At 44.7% G+C, this 15,513-nt stretch carries 13 protein-coding genes; 9 read left to right on the top strand and 4 right to left on the bottom strand.

Going from position 1 to position 15,513, the window contains the following annotated elements; all coding sequences use genetic code 11:
- From ACVBIU_RS20255 to fadI, 4 genes are all read right to left on the bottom strand, one after another.
- The coding region (locus ACVBIU_RS20255) for a BspA family leucine-rich repeat surface protein (protein ID WP_447168804.1) at positions 1-390 on the bottom strand (390 nt) is incomplete at its 3' end.
- Positions 391-895: 505 nt separating this feature from the next.
- Positions 896-1,084 carry a hypothetical protein gene (locus ACVBIU_RS20250; protein WP_447161298.1) on the bottom strand — a complete coding sequence of 63 codons (189 nt, stop codon included), beginning with the start codon at positions 1,082-1,084 and terminating at the stop codon, positions 896-898.
- 399 nt (positions 1,085-1,483) lie between these two features.
- The gene (gene fadJ, locus ACVBIU_RS20245) at positions 1,484-3,604 is read right to left on the bottom strand and encodes a fatty acid oxidation complex subunit alpha FadJ (RefSeq protein WP_447161297.1); all 2,121 of its coding nucleotides are present in this window, start codon (positions 3,602-3,604) and stop codon (positions 1,484-1,486) included.
- Positions 3,605-3,608: 4 nt separating this feature from the next.
- Positions 3,609-4,919, bottom strand: coding sequence for an acetyl-CoA C-acyltransferase FadI (gene fadI / locus ACVBIU_RS20240; protein WP_447161296.1), 1,311 nt, complete (start codon positions 4,917-4,919; stop codon positions 3,609-3,611).
- A gap of 405 nt (positions 4,920-5,324) precedes the next feature.
- Between fadI and ACVBIU_RS20235 the strand changes: the two genes are divergently transcribed.
- The 9 genes from ACVBIU_RS20235 to putP all read left to right on the top strand — a co-directional run bounded on the left by ACVBIU_RS20235 (position 5,325) and on the right by putP (position 15,394).
- Positions 5,325-6,281, top strand: a complete 957-nt coding sequence (locus ACVBIU_RS20235; RefSeq protein WP_447161295.1) for an AAA family ATPase — start codon at positions 5,325-5,327, stop codon at positions 6,279-6,281.
- The gene (locus ACVBIU_RS20230) at positions 6,281-7,210 is read left to right on the top strand and encodes a DUF58 domain-containing protein (RefSeq protein WP_447161294.1); all 930 of its coding nucleotides are present in this window, start codon (positions 6,281-6,283) and stop codon (positions 7,208-7,210) included. The genes ACVBIU_RS20235 and ACVBIU_RS20230 overlap by 1 nt, the downstream gene beginning before the upstream one ends.
- Complete coding sequence (locus ACVBIU_RS20225) at positions 7,211-7,729, top strand: DUF4381 domain-containing protein (RefSeq protein ID WP_447164620.1); 519 nt, start codon at positions 7,211-7,213, stop codon at positions 7,727-7,729.
- Positions 7,723-8,736, top strand: a complete 1,014-nt coding sequence (locus tag ACVBIU_RS20220) for a vWA domain-containing protein (protein WP_447164619.1) — start codon at positions 7,723-7,725, stop codon at positions 8,734-8,736. Before ACVBIU_RS20225 ends, ACVBIU_RS20220 begins: the two co-directional genes overlap by 7 nt.
- A 2-nt stretch (positions 8,737-8,738) precedes the next feature.
- The gene (locus ACVBIU_RS20215) at positions 8,739-10,715 is read left to right on the top strand and encodes a VWA domain-containing protein (RefSeq protein ID WP_447164618.1); all 1,977 of its coding nucleotides are present in this window, start codon (positions 8,739-8,741) and stop codon (positions 10,713-10,715) included.
- Positions 10,709-12,346: a BatD family protein gene (locus ACVBIU_RS20210; RefSeq protein WP_447164617.1), complete on the top strand. Its 1,638-nt coding sequence runs from the start codon at positions 10,709-10,711 to the stop codon at positions 12,344-12,346. Before ACVBIU_RS20215 ends, ACVBIU_RS20210 begins: the two co-directional genes overlap by 7 nt.
- Before the next feature lie 195 nt (positions 12,347-12,541).
- Positions 12,542-13,105, top strand: coding sequence for a sigma-70 family RNA polymerase sigma factor (locus tag ACVBIU_RS20205; RefSeq protein WP_447161289.1), 564 nt, complete (start codon positions 12,542-12,544; stop codon positions 13,103-13,105).
- A complete protein-coding gene (locus ACVBIU_RS20200; protein ID WP_447161288.1) occupies positions 13,098-13,802 on the top strand; it encodes a DUF3379 domain-containing protein in 705 nt (234 codons plus the stop codon). Before ACVBIU_RS20205 ends, ACVBIU_RS20200 begins: the two co-directional genes overlap by 8 nt.
- A 140-nt stretch (positions 13,803-13,942) precedes the next feature.
- On the top strand, positions 13,943-15,394 hold the full coding sequence (gene putP / locus ACVBIU_RS20195; RefSeq protein WP_447164616.1) for a sodium/proline symporter PutP: 1,452 nt from the start codon (positions 13,943-13,945) through the stop codon (positions 15,392-15,394).
- The last annotated feature ends 119 nt before the right edge of the window (positions 15,395-15,513 follow it).

The raw sequence follows: 15,513 nt of genomic DNA, 5'->3' as shown, positions 1-15,513 counted from the left end.
ACTGCTGGTATCCCAAACATCAAGTTTAAGCCTGTACAGACTGCTGGTATCCCAAACATCAAGTTTAAGCCTGTACAAACTGCTGGTATCCCAAACATCAAGTTTAAGCCTGTACAGACTGCTGGTATCCCAAACATCAAGTTTAAGCCTGTACAAACTGCTGGTATCCCAAACATCAAGTTTAAGCCTGTACAGACTGCTGGTATCCCAAACATCAAGTTTAAGCCTGTACAAACTGCTGGTATCCCAAACATCAAGTTTAAGCCTGTACAGACTGCTGGTATCCCAAACATCAAGTTTAAGCCTGTACAGACTGCTGGTATCCCAAACATCAAGTTTAAGCCTGTACAAACTGCTGGTATCCCAAACATCAAGTTTAAGCCTGTACAAACTGCTGGTATCCCAAACATCAAGTTTAAGCCTTTACAGACCGCTGGTTTCCCACATATCAAGTACATCAACCAAGCAACAGCTTAATTGAGGATATGACTATGTTTGATTCAATCAAAAAGGCACTTGGTTTTGATAAACCTATTCGTAAAAAAGTACAGTTGCCTGAGGGCTTAAGCCATTTAGAAGTGATCCCAGCTAAAGGTTGGTGGAACTAAGCAAGCGGATAAAAATATTGAGGAGTATGATTATGTTTGATTCACTGATGAAAGCACTTGGATTAGCAAAACCTGCTCGTAAAAAGGTTCAACTGCCGGAAGGACTGAACCATTTAGAAGTTATCCCAGCTAAAGGTTGGTGGAACTAAGCAGCTTAGCTAAGTAACTTACTATGTGCTTTACTAAGTACCTCTTAGCAGAAAGGGCTGATTAGTTAAATGACAGAAAAAGGAGCATATGCTCCTTTTTTGTTATCTCAATAAACGTTAACGTCTCAATCTGAGCGCTCACAAAGCGATTGAGGTACCCTGCTTGCCCATAGCTTTACGGTATGCAAGCTGTTTATGAGAGTTAAACAGAGGATAGGCTGCGGGCCCTAATAATGCACCAGCAAACGCCCAACGCCTAACCGGAAGACCAGCTTTAAATGCTGAGTTACCTAAGAAATAGCCCGAACAGATTAATATCAATACCATAGCCAATAGCACTTATCTACACCCCACAACCAATAAGCTCGCCCTTAAAAGGCTGACAACCGATTGCCCATTATATAGACTAAATTAAATGAATGAGAGTGTTTTTTAGGCTATTTGAGTTAAGGCCTGCTTGGGGGCACTAGCTTGAGAACTCAAAATTGAAAGTACTAAATTAAGAGTACTAAATTAAGAGTACTAAATTAAGAGTACTAAATTAAGAGTACTAAATTGATAGTACTAAATTGATAGTGCTCTACATTACGATCTCTAGGTTGAGAGCAACGACTCGAAACAATTGCCCAAAAATAGACTAGTAGAAAATATAAAAGCGGCGCACTTCTCCTTGTAACAGAGATAGTGGCCGCTTTGTAAGGCTATTATGGGGTGTAGCGCTTCAGCCTAACTGAAGAAGCGCGTTCCCTCCTGCGCCATCTGCTTCAGTTTAACAGAGGGCTCAAAACGACTACCATATCTAGACTTGTAATTTTCTAAGATCTTAACTAAGTTAGCAGCGCCTAGCGTATCAATATAATGGAAAGGTCCGCCGAGGAAAGGTGGGAAACCTATACCAAAAATCGCACCAATATCACCATCTCTTGGGCAAGCAATAATGTTCTCCTCTAAGCATCGTACCGCTTCATTTAGCATCTGTACCACACAGCGCTGCGCGACCTCAGTCGCTTCAGTATCAACGCCAGGCTTTAATCCTAGAACCGTATAAACACTTTCATCAACTTGTTTCGCTTTTTTCTTTCCACCATAGAGATAGAAACCTTTACCGTTCTTACGGCCCTTTCTATCGTCGGCTAAAAGCTTATCGAATGCTGCTGGTGCTTTAAATCGTTCACCTAGCTCTTTTTCAAGAATCGGTGAGATTTTAGCACCAACATCAATACCGACTTCATCTAAGAGCGTCATTGGTCCAACGGGGAAACCAAACTTCACTAATGCTTTATCGAGGTGCTCAACGCTCTGTCCTTCTAACAACAGCTGAGCGGCTTCGTTCATATAGAGCGCAAGAATACGGTTTACATAAAAGCCTGCGCCATCTTGAACCACAATCGGTGTTTTACCTTGCTTTTTAGCAAATGCTACTGTGGTCGCAATCGTTTCTGCCGACGTTTTCTCATGGGCAATCACTTCGACTAACGGCATTTTCTCAACCGGCGAGAAATAGTGTAGACCAATAACATTTTCTGGACGGCTAGCCGCCTCAGCAATTTGGCCAATTGGCAAAGAGGAGGTATTTGAAGCAAAAATAGTATGTTCACCACACTCACGCTCTACATCTTTAACCATTTGATGCTTCAGCGCTAAGTCTTCAAAAACAGCCTCGACAACAATATCTGCATCTTTAATGCCTTTATATTCTGTCGTGGTTGTCATCAACGCCATCAAATTATCGCGAACGGCAGGTGTCATATGGCGGCGTTTAACACCTTTGTCTAGCAGTTTGTACGCATATGCCAATGCGTTACTCAGCCCTGTTTCGCTGATATCTTTAACTCGAGCAGGGATCTTAGCCTTAGTTGTCGTCACCGAGGCAATTCCACCACCCATTAGTCCACCACCAAGTACCATGACCTTATTGACTTGCTTAGGCTCTACATCACCGGCGCCAGTCTCTTTTTTCATCTCAGTGGTCGCAAAAAAGATACTACGCAGCGCTTCCGATTCTTTCGACATCACAAGTTCGGCAAAATGACTCGCTTCAACTTCAAGCCCTTTGACCATGCCCTTAGCCATGCCTTGGCGCACACAGTCAATTATTTTTGCCGGAGCGGGATAATTACCTTGGGTCTTTTTCGCGACTTGCTTTGCGGCTTGATCGAAAATAATGTTACGACCAGCACTTGTCCCTTCAAGCATTTTATTCATCAATGACTGTTGCTTTTTCTTCGCAGGGCGTTTGCCCGCTAAAGCCATTTCTACAGCTGTACGCAGTAAAATTGAATCAGGCACCGCATCATCAACCAAGCCCATTTTTAATGCTTGTTTAGGGCGAAGTTGCTTACCGGTTAACATCATATCAAGCGCAGTGGTTACGCCAACCAAACGCGGTAAACGCTGGGTACCGCCGCCGCCAGGAAGTAAACCTAATTGAACTTCAGGTACGCCCATCATGGTTTTTGGGTTAAGTGAACATACTCGCTTATGACAAGCTAAAGCGAGCTCTAAGCCACCACCTAAGCAAGCGCCGTTAATAGCAGCTACAACTGGGATCGATAAACTTTCAAGTTCATTAAATACCACATGGCCCTGCTGAGATAACTGCTTTGCATCTGCTGCAGTTTCACAAGCATCAAGCATAGAAATATCGGCACCAGCAACAAACGAGTCCTTTTTACCCGAGACTAATACCAAGCCTTTAATGTTAACATCAGCTTTGATTTCAGCAAGTACATCACTGATTTCAGGTCCAAATTCACTGCGCAGGGTATTCATGGTTTCGCCTGGTACATCCATAGTTAAAATGGCAATACCGTCATCGCGACGCGTTAAATTAAATGTCTTTTCCATGTGATTAATCCACCTCTACTATCATTGCAGCACCTAAGCCACCCGCAGCACATGCTGTTGCGAGACCCGTTCCACCACCACGTCGTTTAAGCTCATGACAAACTTGAGTCACCAAACGTGTGCCAGTAGCGGCAAATGGATGACCATAAGCTAACGAGCCACCAAGCACGTTAAACTTACTCATGTCGATGTCACCAATCGCACGGTTGCGCCCCAGTTTTTCTGCAGCAAATTTCTTCGAACCGAACATCTGCATATTGGCTAGCGTCTGCGCCGCAAACGCTTCATGCATCTCAATCAAGGTTAAATCTTCAAGTTCCATCCCCGCACGTTTAAGCGCGAGTGGTGTTGCATATGAAGGTCCCATTAGCATGTCTTGCCAAACATCGATGGCTGTAAAAGCATAACTCTTGATATAGCCAATCGGTGTGTAACCTAACGCTTTAGCGCGGCCTTCACTCATCAGCAATACCGCTGATGCGCCGTCTGTTAATGGTGTACTGTTAGCTGCTGTCACTGAGCCGTGTTTACGGTCAAAAGCAGGACGCAGCTTAGCGTAAGACTCAAGGGTTGAGTTCTCACGAATATTATTATCACGGTCGATAAATGACTTATAAGGCGGGACATGTGCTGCCATCACTTCTTCAGCCAATTTACCTGCATTCCAAGTTTCCGTTGCAAGTGTATGTGAACGGTGAGCTAATGCATCTTGGTCGGCGCGGCTGATATTGTAAGTCTTTGCCATTTGCTCCGCAGTTTGCCCCATAGACAAGCCAGTCGAATACTCGGCAACTGCCGGTGGCACTGGCAGTAAATCTTTGAGGCCTAAGCGGCGAAAAATAGCGAGTTTTTGGCCAAAACTGCGTGCTTTATTTAGATCAACTAAAGCGTGAGCCAGTCTTTTTGAGACGCCTATTGGTACTACAGAAGAAGAGTCTGCCCCACCAGCAATACCGATATCCATATTACCCGTCATGATCGACTCGGCCACGTTGACGGTGGATTGAAAACTGGTCGCACAAGCACGTGTGACACTATAAGCATCAGTACTGACATCCATACCGGTGCCTAGCACAATTTCACGAGCAATATTGGGCGCAGCTGGCATTAGCACAACTTGCCCATAAACAAGCTGCTGGATCTCTTTAGGATTAAGCTCTGAACGAGAAAGCAGTTCGTTAACCACCATCTTGCCCATATCTAACGCAGACACCCCATGAAAAGCCGTAGCTTGTTTTGCAAATGGTGTACGTAAACCCGAAACAATCGCGATTCTCTCGCCTCGCGCATTCGTCACCTGTTGTCTATCACTCATTTTTCGCCCTCTTATTCTGCTTGCTAACCTATGGCTGCACGCTTTCTTATATCCTTGAGAAACCTATTTGCCTTCAATTAAACAGGTCTGACCATTTAAAGTGTGATCTGATTCTAACTTCTTACTGAAAAGTTTTAAACACTTGTTTGTTTTTTTGCCTTAAATATATCCAAAACTTTTTAATTAACAAATATTAATGGATAAAAACTCAATAACTGTTGTCTATGTTTTTACTCATTAACGATTAAATGTAGCAAAAAAGGACGTTCTTAAAGGGGACTTTGGTCATGCCAATATGATGACTTATCAGCCTAACGGTAAATTGGCACTAGCCAAACCCTTAAGGAATTTTCTACTATGTCGTTGGTCTATATCTAACTAACTTTAAATAAACCGAGTAGCATCATGCCTTTGAGTCGATTTCACGCGTTACGCGAATACTTAAATACTGTCATTCTAGGACAGCCTATTCTCACCGAGAATCTACTAATTGCATTAATTGCCGATGGGCACCTATTGGTCGAAGGCCCACCAGGCCTTGCCAAGACCCGCGCAGTAAAAGCACTGTGTGATGGCGTCGAAGGGGATTTTCACCGTATTCAATTTACCCCGGATTTGTTACCAGCGGATTTAACCGGTACCGATATTTACCGTGCTCAAACGGCAACCTTTGAATTTGAAGCGGGCCCAATTTTTCATAACCTTATCTTGGCCGATGAGATTAACCGTGCGCCAGCCAAAGTACAGTCAGCTTTATTAGAAGCAATGGCTGAAGGGCAAGTCACTGTGGGTAAGCACAGCTATCAACTGCCAGAACTTTTTTTAGTGATGGCGACACAAAACCCACTAGAAAACGAAGGTACCTATCCGTTACCTGAGGCACAACTAGACCGATTCTTAATGCATTTGAATCTAGATTACCCAAGCGCAGAAACTGAATTTGAGATCATGCGTATGTCTCGTAATGAGGCGCTTAAACAAGAAATGCCCCGCGTTGAGCCCATTATTCAAGCTGATATTTTTGCCGCCAGAGAGCACGCATTACAAATTTATCTCGCTGAGCCACTAGAGAAATACATCGTCGATATCATTATGGCGACACGCAAGCCTGAGGCTTATAGCCAGGAACTTGCCAGCTGGCTTGAATACGGCGTGAGCCCTCGTGCAACCTTATCAATTGAGCGCTGCGCGCGAGCACGTGCCTACCTGTACGAACGAGACTTTGTTTCACCCGAAGATATTCAAGCCGTTGCGCCTAACGTGCTGCGCCACCGCCTGCTATTGAGCTATCAAGCACAAGCTGATGGCGTCAGTGCCGACGATGTGATCAATCATATTCTTTCTCAAGTTGCGGTCCCTTAATGGTCAATACACAGCTGCCATTGTTTAGCGATGGCATTAATATTACTGAAAAAGAGTTACTTGCTTGCCAAAGCCTAGCGAAAGCTTTGCCAGAAAAACGCTCAAAAGCCAAAGCCAGTCTATCAGGCCATCGCGCCAGCTTGATTAAGGGCCGAGGCATGGAGTTTGCGGAGGTGCGTCACTACCAAAGCGGTGATGACGTTCGCACCATTGATTGGCGTGTCACGGCAAGGACTGGCAAAGCGCACACCAAGTTATTTGTTGAAGAGCGCGAACGCCCTGTTCTGCTATTGCTCGATCTTAGCCATAGTCTCTATTTTGGCTCGAGCTTAATGTTGCAATCTGTGCAAGCCGCTCACCTTGCCACGACACTTGGTTGGAGCGCGATATTACACGGTGACCGCTTAGGAGCATTAATTGCCACCGAAGAGGAGCATATCGAGCTTAAACCAAGAAGTCGCCAACAAGGCATATTGCAAGTTATCTCTGCCATAAAAAAACTGCATGAAAATCAACTGAGAAATATTGCTGAGCAAGAACCAGAGCCCGATCATTTAGCTAAAGCTTGTCAAAGATTACGTCGGCTTGCCAAACCAGGTTCATTAATCTGGATAATCTCCGACGGTAGTCATTTTACGCCCGGATGCTTAGCTGCCCTATCGGACTTAAAGCGTCACTGTGATATGGGGGCCTTTTTAGTCACCGATCCACTACGTCAAGGCCAATTGTCACTGCCTAAGCACTTTCAGCTGCCTGTGAGAGAGGGTTCAAAAGAGCTCATTATTGACAGAAACAGTTACGAGCAATGGCTAGCTAATCAACAAAATTTACAAAACCAATTTATTGAAATGATGCAAAAGCTTAATGTTGAAACCCGTATTATCGATGCAGGGCAACGCCTTAATCAGCAATTAGGGACGCTTAGATAAATGACCAATCCTGTTAATCCCGCACTTGCCTCGATGCAAGATATTCAAACACCTGTCGAAATAGGCCTCTGGCCATTAGCATACGGTTATTGGCTTGCACTGTTTAGCATCTTGGTGCTTGTTATGCTTGCCTCTGTCTGGCTAATAAAGCGTCGTCAACACCGTGCTGCAAAACGTGCTGCATTGGCTGAACTGGCCACACTCGATATTCACAATCAGCAATATGCCTCAGAGATTAGCAGCTTGCTAAAGCGGGCCGCCATCAGCTATTGGGCTCGTAGCCAAGTTGCCCAACTCAGTGGTGATGATTGGTATCAGTGGCTTAACGCGCAAGTGACGAATCCTCAAGATGAACTGTGCCGATTACTAGCGACGCGTTTTCAGCCATCAAGCCTCAGCGATAAAGACAAGCAAGCGCTTAAGTTACATGCTCAAAACTGGTTAAAAGCCGCCTTACCGCTTACCAATAAGCAAGGTAAAACACACAATGAAATTAACAACGAGGTAAGCCCATGTTAACGCTTGCCTGGCCATTACTATTGCTACTGTTACCTCTACCGCTCATTTTTAGAAAGAAGCTGCAGACACAACAGCTTGGCGGCCATTTAATTTTGCCCGGTGCCAGCTTACCTAATCAAGTCGCTGCGAGCGAAAAAAGCCAGGGTACTCGTAAACGCTATTGGATTGTATGGTGCTTACTCGTGTTAGCCTGCGCCCGCCCTTTATGGGTTGGTGAAGCCATTGAGCTACCCAGTAAAGGCCGTGATCTAATGTTATCGGTCGATCTCTCTGGCAGTATGCAAATAGAGGATATGGTGCTGGACGGTAAAGCCGTTGACCGTTTTACCCTTATTCAACATGTGATCAGTGACTTTATTGAACGTAGAAAAGGTGACCGAATAGGGCTTATCCTGTTTGCTGACCATGCATATTTGCAATCTCCGTTAACCCAAGATAGACGCACCGTTGCGCAATACTTAAAAGAAGCGCAAATCGGCTTAGTCGGTAAGCAAACCGCTATAGGCGAAGCCATCGCACTTGGGGTGAAACGCTTTGACAAAGTCCAGCAGAGTAATCGCGTCTTAATCTTACTGACTGATGGCTCAAACAACGCTGGAGCAATTTCTCCCGAGCAAGCGACGCAAATCGCCGAGAAAAGAGGGATCACTATTTACACCATAGGAGTGGGTGCCGATGTCATGGAGCGCCGAACCCTATTTGGTAAAGAGAGGGTCAATCCATCAATGGATTTAGACGAATCTCAATTACAGCAAATTGCTAAAACAACCGGTGGCCAATATTTTAGAGCACGCAATACCCAAGAGCTTGAGCAGATCTATCAAGTGATAGATACCCTTGAACCCGTGACTCGAGATCAATTAAGTTATCGACCACAAGCAGAACTATTTTACTGGCCGCTATGTCTGGCGCTGTTAACCTCGATTTTCATATCACTGAGTCAGGTCTCATTGTTTCGAACAAAATCGATTAGAACCAAATCTAACCCAATCAAAGGAGGACGTTAACCATGCATTTTTTACGTCCTGAATGGTTCCTTGCGCTGATCCCATTAGGCTTGCTACTGCTGTTTTTATATAGAAGTAAAACCGCAAGCTCTAGCTGGAACCATTATATTGCACCACATCTGGCTAAAGTACTGGTTGGTGGTTCGATTAAGAAAAAACACAATAACATTACTTATTTGGCTATCGCATGGCTTATCGCAGTATTTGCATTATCCGGCCCCGCCTTTGAGAAAAAAGCACTGCCGGTATTTGAGTCAGCTCAAGGGCGAGTTATCGTTATGGATATGTCACTGTCGATGTATGCTAATGACCTAGCTCCTAACCGCTTAACTCAAGCAAAGTTTAGAGCAACGGATCTTATCGATGAATTGCCTGACGGTGAAACAGGTTTAATTGCCTATGCAGGTGACGCATTTACCATTAGCCCACTAACGCGAGATAAAGCGACCCTGCTTAACCTTTTACCCACACTAACCCCTAGCATTATGCCAATTAAGGGGTCAAACCTTGAAGCAGCTATCACTCAGGCGCAATCTTTATTAAGTCAGGGTGGGCATGTTCGAGGTGATATTATTTTATTTACTGACGGGATCACTAGTACTCAATTTAAGCGCGCCGAGTCGGTACTAAAAGGCAGTCCATATCGGCTAGCGATTATTGCGTTTGGTAGCCAACAGGGCTCACCGATAAAGCTACCCGATGGTCAGCTATTACGTGATAACGCCAATCAAATTGTTGTCGCTAAAACAGATTATGCCCTGCTAAAAGAGTTAGCGACCGACGCTAACGGCATACTAGTGCCAAGCCGAGCTGACGGTTCGGGGATCACTCAAATAAAGCAATGGCTCGCCACGACACAAGACACCAAAGCCAGTGATCTTGAAGGCGAAACATGGCAGGACTTAGGGCCCTATTTTGCGCTACTACTGCTATTACCTGCCCTACTGAGTTTTAGAAACGGTATGATTGCCACCTTTGCCCTTCTTCTGCTTATCCAGCCCAGTGAGCAAGCCTATGCCAGTGCATGGGACGACCTGTGGCAAACCCAAGATCAGCAAGCCATGCAGGCTTACCAAGCTGATGACTATCAAACTGCTGCAGCGCAATTTGTCGACCCACAATGGCAAGCGAGTGCGCTTTATAAGGCGGGCGAATACGAGCAAGCACTCAGCGCATTTGAGCAAGATAGCTCAGCCAATGGTTTATATAATCAAGGCAATGTCTTAATGCAACTGGGCCAATACGAGCAAGCGCAGCTGCGCTACCAGTCAGCCTTAGATAAGAAACCGCAGTTTGATGCAGCGCAGAGTAACTTAGCGTTAGCTAAAAAGCTCCAACAGCAACAAGAACAACAAAATAGTGATCAGCCTGAGCAGCAACCAAAAGATGACCAGTCGCAACAAGACCCATCTCAACAAGACAAGTCACAAGATGGCCAATCAGACAGTGAGCAATCCAAAGATGAGCAATCCAAAGATGAGCAATCCAAAGATGAGCAATCCAAAGATGAGCAATCTAGTGATAATCAACCACAAGACAGCCAATCTCAAGAGCAACAGTCACAGCAGTCTGAGGATAAAGGTGAGCAAAGTTCACCTTCTCAACAAGAACAAGATCAGCAAGCGTCTGAACAACAAACCTCGAATCAAACTAAGGCTGATAACGATGCTGAGATGCAGGCTGAGGCTGACTCAATAACACAAAACGCTGAGGCAGATAAAGCGCAAGAGCAAGAGCAACAAGATCAATCAGCAAAAGCAGAGGCACAGGCCAATCAAGACGCTGGCCAGCCAGAAGCAGGATCGGAGCAAGCAGTTGCAAGCACAATCGTAACGGATGAGCCTTTGCCACCAGAAATGGAACGAGCTCTTCGTGCAATCGCTGATGATCCCCAAGTCTTACTGCGTAATAAAATGCAACTTGAATACCAGAAACGTCGCCAACAAGGCATCAATTCTAAGGAAATCGAACAGTGGTAATACGGCATATTTTTCTTTTAGCGATCATCGCCATTACAACCGCTTTTCCAGCGAGCGCGATAACCCAACTGCAAGCCTCTGTTGACCGTAATCCGGTGATGGAAGGAGAGACCTTGGTACTGACTGTAACTGCTGATGACGATCTCAACAGTGGCAAACTCGATACCTCATCACTGCAGAAAGACTTTATTGTTGGCCGAACCAGTATCAGCCGCAGTAAAAAAATCATGAACTTTGATGCCAGTAACGAAACGCGTTGGCAGGTACTGCTTTCACCTAAAAACAGCGGAAACCTAGTCATTCCTGCATTTAATATCGAGGGTATTAGCTCTAACCCCATCTCTTTATCTGTATTGAAAACAGGCTCTCAGCCCCAACAGATGCAAGATATCTTTATGCGAGCAAATATCTCTAGCGATGAGGCCTATGTAGGCCAAATGCTAACGTATAAGGTGAAGCTCTATTTAGCGCTAGAGCTACAACGTGGCGTGCTAAATGCCCCTGATCTTGAAGGTGCACAAATAAAGCAGCTTGGAGAAGATAAAGACAGCACTGAAATTGTTAATGGTCGTCGTTATCGGGTGATTGAACGCAATTATGCCATTATTGCCGACCAACCTGGTGAGCTGACCATTACAGGCGCCAGTTTCTCGGGTGATGTGCTAGTCCAATCAAGACAGAGCGGTGCCATGTTCTCATTTAATGAAAGCCGACCAACACAAACTCAAGCACCTAAAATGACGGTGCTGATCAACCCTATGCCAGCAGATTATCATGGTGAATGGTTGGTCTCTGATCTCGTGGTATTAAAAGAGGATTGGCCTGAGACTGCAACTGAATATAATGTTGGTGAGCCAATTACTCGCACCATCACCTTGCTCGCATCAAATACCGATGAAACGAGTTTACCAGACATTGTCATGCTAACCCCGAAGGCACTGAAAACCTACCCAGAAAAAGCGCAGCGCAATACGTTCCTTCGCGACAACCAAATGGTGTCTCAACTCACTCAGACCACTGCTATTGTAGCGACAAGTCCAGGTACTTACACCCTGCCTGAAATTACAGTGCCATGGTGGAATCCACACCTCAACAAACAGCAGTTTGCCACCTTGCCTGCCCGCACGATTGTCGTAAAAGGTGATACTGCTATGGCGCCTATTGAGCAGCAAATGATACAAACGCCGACCAATAATAGCAGTAGTGGGTTTTGGCCTTGGTTATCTCTAGCCTTAGGTACCCTTTGGCTTATAACACTTTCACTGTGGCTTAACGCCCGTAAAAATCGGAGCGAACATGCCGACACAGACGCTAAGCCAATCATCGCGAAACCAAGCAATACCTTATCTGCTCTGCAAGCAGCCTGCCGCGCAAAAGATGCCACTCAAGTCCTAAACGGCCTTACTCGCTATTACACTGAGTTATATCGACAGCCAATGTCTCTAAGTCAAATTTCGATGACTGACTCTGTGATAGCTAACGCGATTGAACAAATGCAGCGAGCTGCATACAGCCCGAGCAAACTCACCAACAATATCGATTTTGCCCAGCTGTTATCCGTTGTCAGAAAAGCAGCAGCACCGAATACTCAAGCTAAATCATCGGCGTTAGTCAAGCTCAACCCCAGTTAAATCGATTGGGTAACTGACTCCTTAAAAAGACGCTTATATATAAGCGTCTTTTTGTTTTTAGCCCTAATGCTATGTCCTCATAGCTTGCTTTTACACCGTTACACATAACCATTTACACCGCTAAATTTAACCATTGGTATTCCAACTTGAACGAGGTTAAGCTGTGTTTTATTGATCCAGTTAGAAAAAATAAAAATGTTTGAGAGTTGGCGAAACAAAAAGTCGAAGTCCACGGTCTCTTCAGACATGGTTAGTAAACAACGACGATACGATAGCCTTGTCAGGGCACTTCATGCCGATATTTACCGTTTCGCCTACTGGCTATGCGGCGATAAACATATCGCAGAAGATATCACCCAAGAAACGTTTCTCCGTGCTTGGCGCTCTCTTGACTCTTTAAAAGATGAGAAAGCCGCTAAAGCTTGGTTGATCACTATTTTACGTCGAGAAAACGCTCGCCGTTTTGAGCGTAAGCAGTTTAATTACTCCGATATAGAACAAGAATTTATTGAAGATACTTTTTCGGGCAGTACCGAAGAACATGTAGAACAACATTTAATACAGCGACAAATTTCTAAGTTAGAACTTGAATATCGAGAACCACTATTACTACAAGTTATTGGTGGCTTTAGTGGTGAGGAGATCGCAAAAATCCTCGACTTGAATAGAAATACCGTTATGACACGTTTATTTAGAGCGAGAAATCAGCTGAAAGATGTACTTGAACAACCAAAACACAGGGGTCAATCCAATGGATGAGCTTACGTTTCGTCGCCAGGCCTACAGTGAACCCAATAACCAAGATCCTGACTTTCTCGATGCTGCGATGGAGTCAGTAGAAAGGGAGGCCTTTTTAAACGATCTAAAAGGGTTAGACAATAAAATCGAGCGAGCATTAAGCATCGATGTTCCCGATGATCTAGCGGCAAAGTTACTGTTAAGACAACAGCTACAACATCATCACTCACAGCGCCGCAAAACCGGTTTTGCCTTTGCACTGGTGGCTTCGGTCGCATTTTTAGCGGGCATGACTTTTACGTTAATGAGAATGGGGCCCGTAGATCTTAGTCAACACGCCTTAGCGCATGTGCATCATGAAGATAAAGCCCTGCGTATTGATCAAAATGTACAGTTTCAAGATGTAAACTTTCAACTTGCTTCTCTTGGCGGGCAAAACGATATGAGGTTTACCCAGCAACCGGGTAAAGTCTTTTACAGCACTTACTGTGACTTTCAAGGTGTACAAAGCCTTCATTTAGTCATGCAAGGTGAACAAGGTAAAGTGACCCTGTTTATCGTACCGCTAGAAGATCGCATGGTGCTTGAAGAAGCCTTTGCAGATAACAAATACAAAGGGATGGGCTTTGCGACAGACAACGCATACATGTTACTCGTCGGTGAACAAAGCCAAGATCTTAATTACGTTAAAAACGAAATTAAGCAAACTTTCATCTAAATCTCTTCACAACCAATGATGCTCAAAGTGCATCATTGGTTAGATCTTCATCACATATCCCTCCTTTATTGAGCCTTAGCTCATAAATCTGCTAGCATAGCGCCCACATAAATAGAAAAGAAAAGAAGCGTGAACCACACATGACAATTGAATTACCCGTTTTAATTACTTTTATCGCCTATCTCGCTTTGATGATGGGCATAGGTTTATGGGCTTATAAAGCAACAGATTCTGTAGACGATTATATTTTAGGTGGCCGCGGTATGGGCCCTGCTGTAACTGCACTCAGTGTGGGTGCATCCGATATGTCTGGCTGGCTACTTCTTGGCTTACCTGGCGCGGTCTATCTAGGCGGATTAGGGGAAGCCTGGATTGGCATCGGTTTAGTTTTTGGTGCTTGGCTCAATTGGCTATTTGTCGCGAGACGTTTGCGTATTTATACGCAATTTACTGATAACGCCCTCACGCTACCTGACTTTTTTGAAAAACGTTTCGAAGATAAGCAAGGCACATTAAAGCTGGTTTCAGCTATTACTATCTTAGTATTCTTTACCTTCTATGCTTCATCAGGCATGGTTGGCGGCGCCATTTTATTTGAAAAAGTATTTGGGCTCGATTACACCTTAGCGCTGCTGATCGGCTCTACCATTATCGTAAGCTATACCTTCATTGGTGGATTTTTAGCCGTTAGCTGGACTGACTTTGCCCAGGGCTGCTTAATGCTGGTTGCGCTCCTAATCGTTCCGGTGGCCATTTTTAGCCTTCCTGAAACACAAGTTGGTCTAGAGAACATCGATCCCGCTATGTTGTCTTTGTTTAATGAAAATACCACTTTTATTGGCTTTATATCGCTAATAGCATGGGGACTTGGCTATTTTGGTCAACCACATATTCTTTCGCGCTTTATGGCTATCGCGTCGCCTGATGATATTCCTGTATCACGCCGCATCGCAATGAGCTGGATGCTACTAGCATTATTAGGTGCTTTAGCAACTGGTATTGCAGGTAGTCTTTACTTTGCGGCCGAGCCATTATCAAATCCTGAAACGGTATTCATTCACCTCGCGCACGCCGCCTTTAACCCATGGATTGGTGGTTTACTTATTGCCGCTATCTTGTCGGCGATTATGAGTACTATCGACTCGCAGCTTCTAGTGTGCTCTAGTGTTGTCACTGAAGATTTCTATAAAAAATGGTTACGTCCTCAAGCGCAAAGCAAAGAGCTTATGTTAGTCGGTCGTATTGGCGTATTGGCCATTGCTGTTATTGCAGGTATTGTTGCCCTTAATCCAGATAGTAGCGTGCTTGGTCTTGTGAGCTATGCATGGGCCGGTTTTGGAGCCGCATTTGGTCCTGTTGTATTACTTTCACTATTTTGGCGTAACTATAGCCGCAATGGCGCTATCGCTACCATCATTGTTGGCGCGCTTACCGTTGTGATTTGGAAGCAACTCACTGGCAGCATTTTCGACATCTATGAAATTCTACCTGGATTTATTTTAGCCACACTTGCAGGTGTACTCGTCAGTAAACTGCAAAGCCCTTCAGAGGCTATTAAACAGCAGTTCGATAGCTTCGAAGCTAAGCTATAGCAGCAATAGCGAACTAAAGCAGATAAAAAGCGTACACTTGTACTAATGCCGTTCACTTAAGGTGAACGGCATTTTTATTTTTGGCATACCGTTGAGGCCTTGGTTTTACTGTTCTGGGG

The sequence above is a fragment of the Shewanella sp. 30m-14 genome, assembly GCF_052977125.1.
Note: the sequence above shows the minus strand (reverse complement) of the source record. Positions and strands in the feature narration are given on the sequence as shown.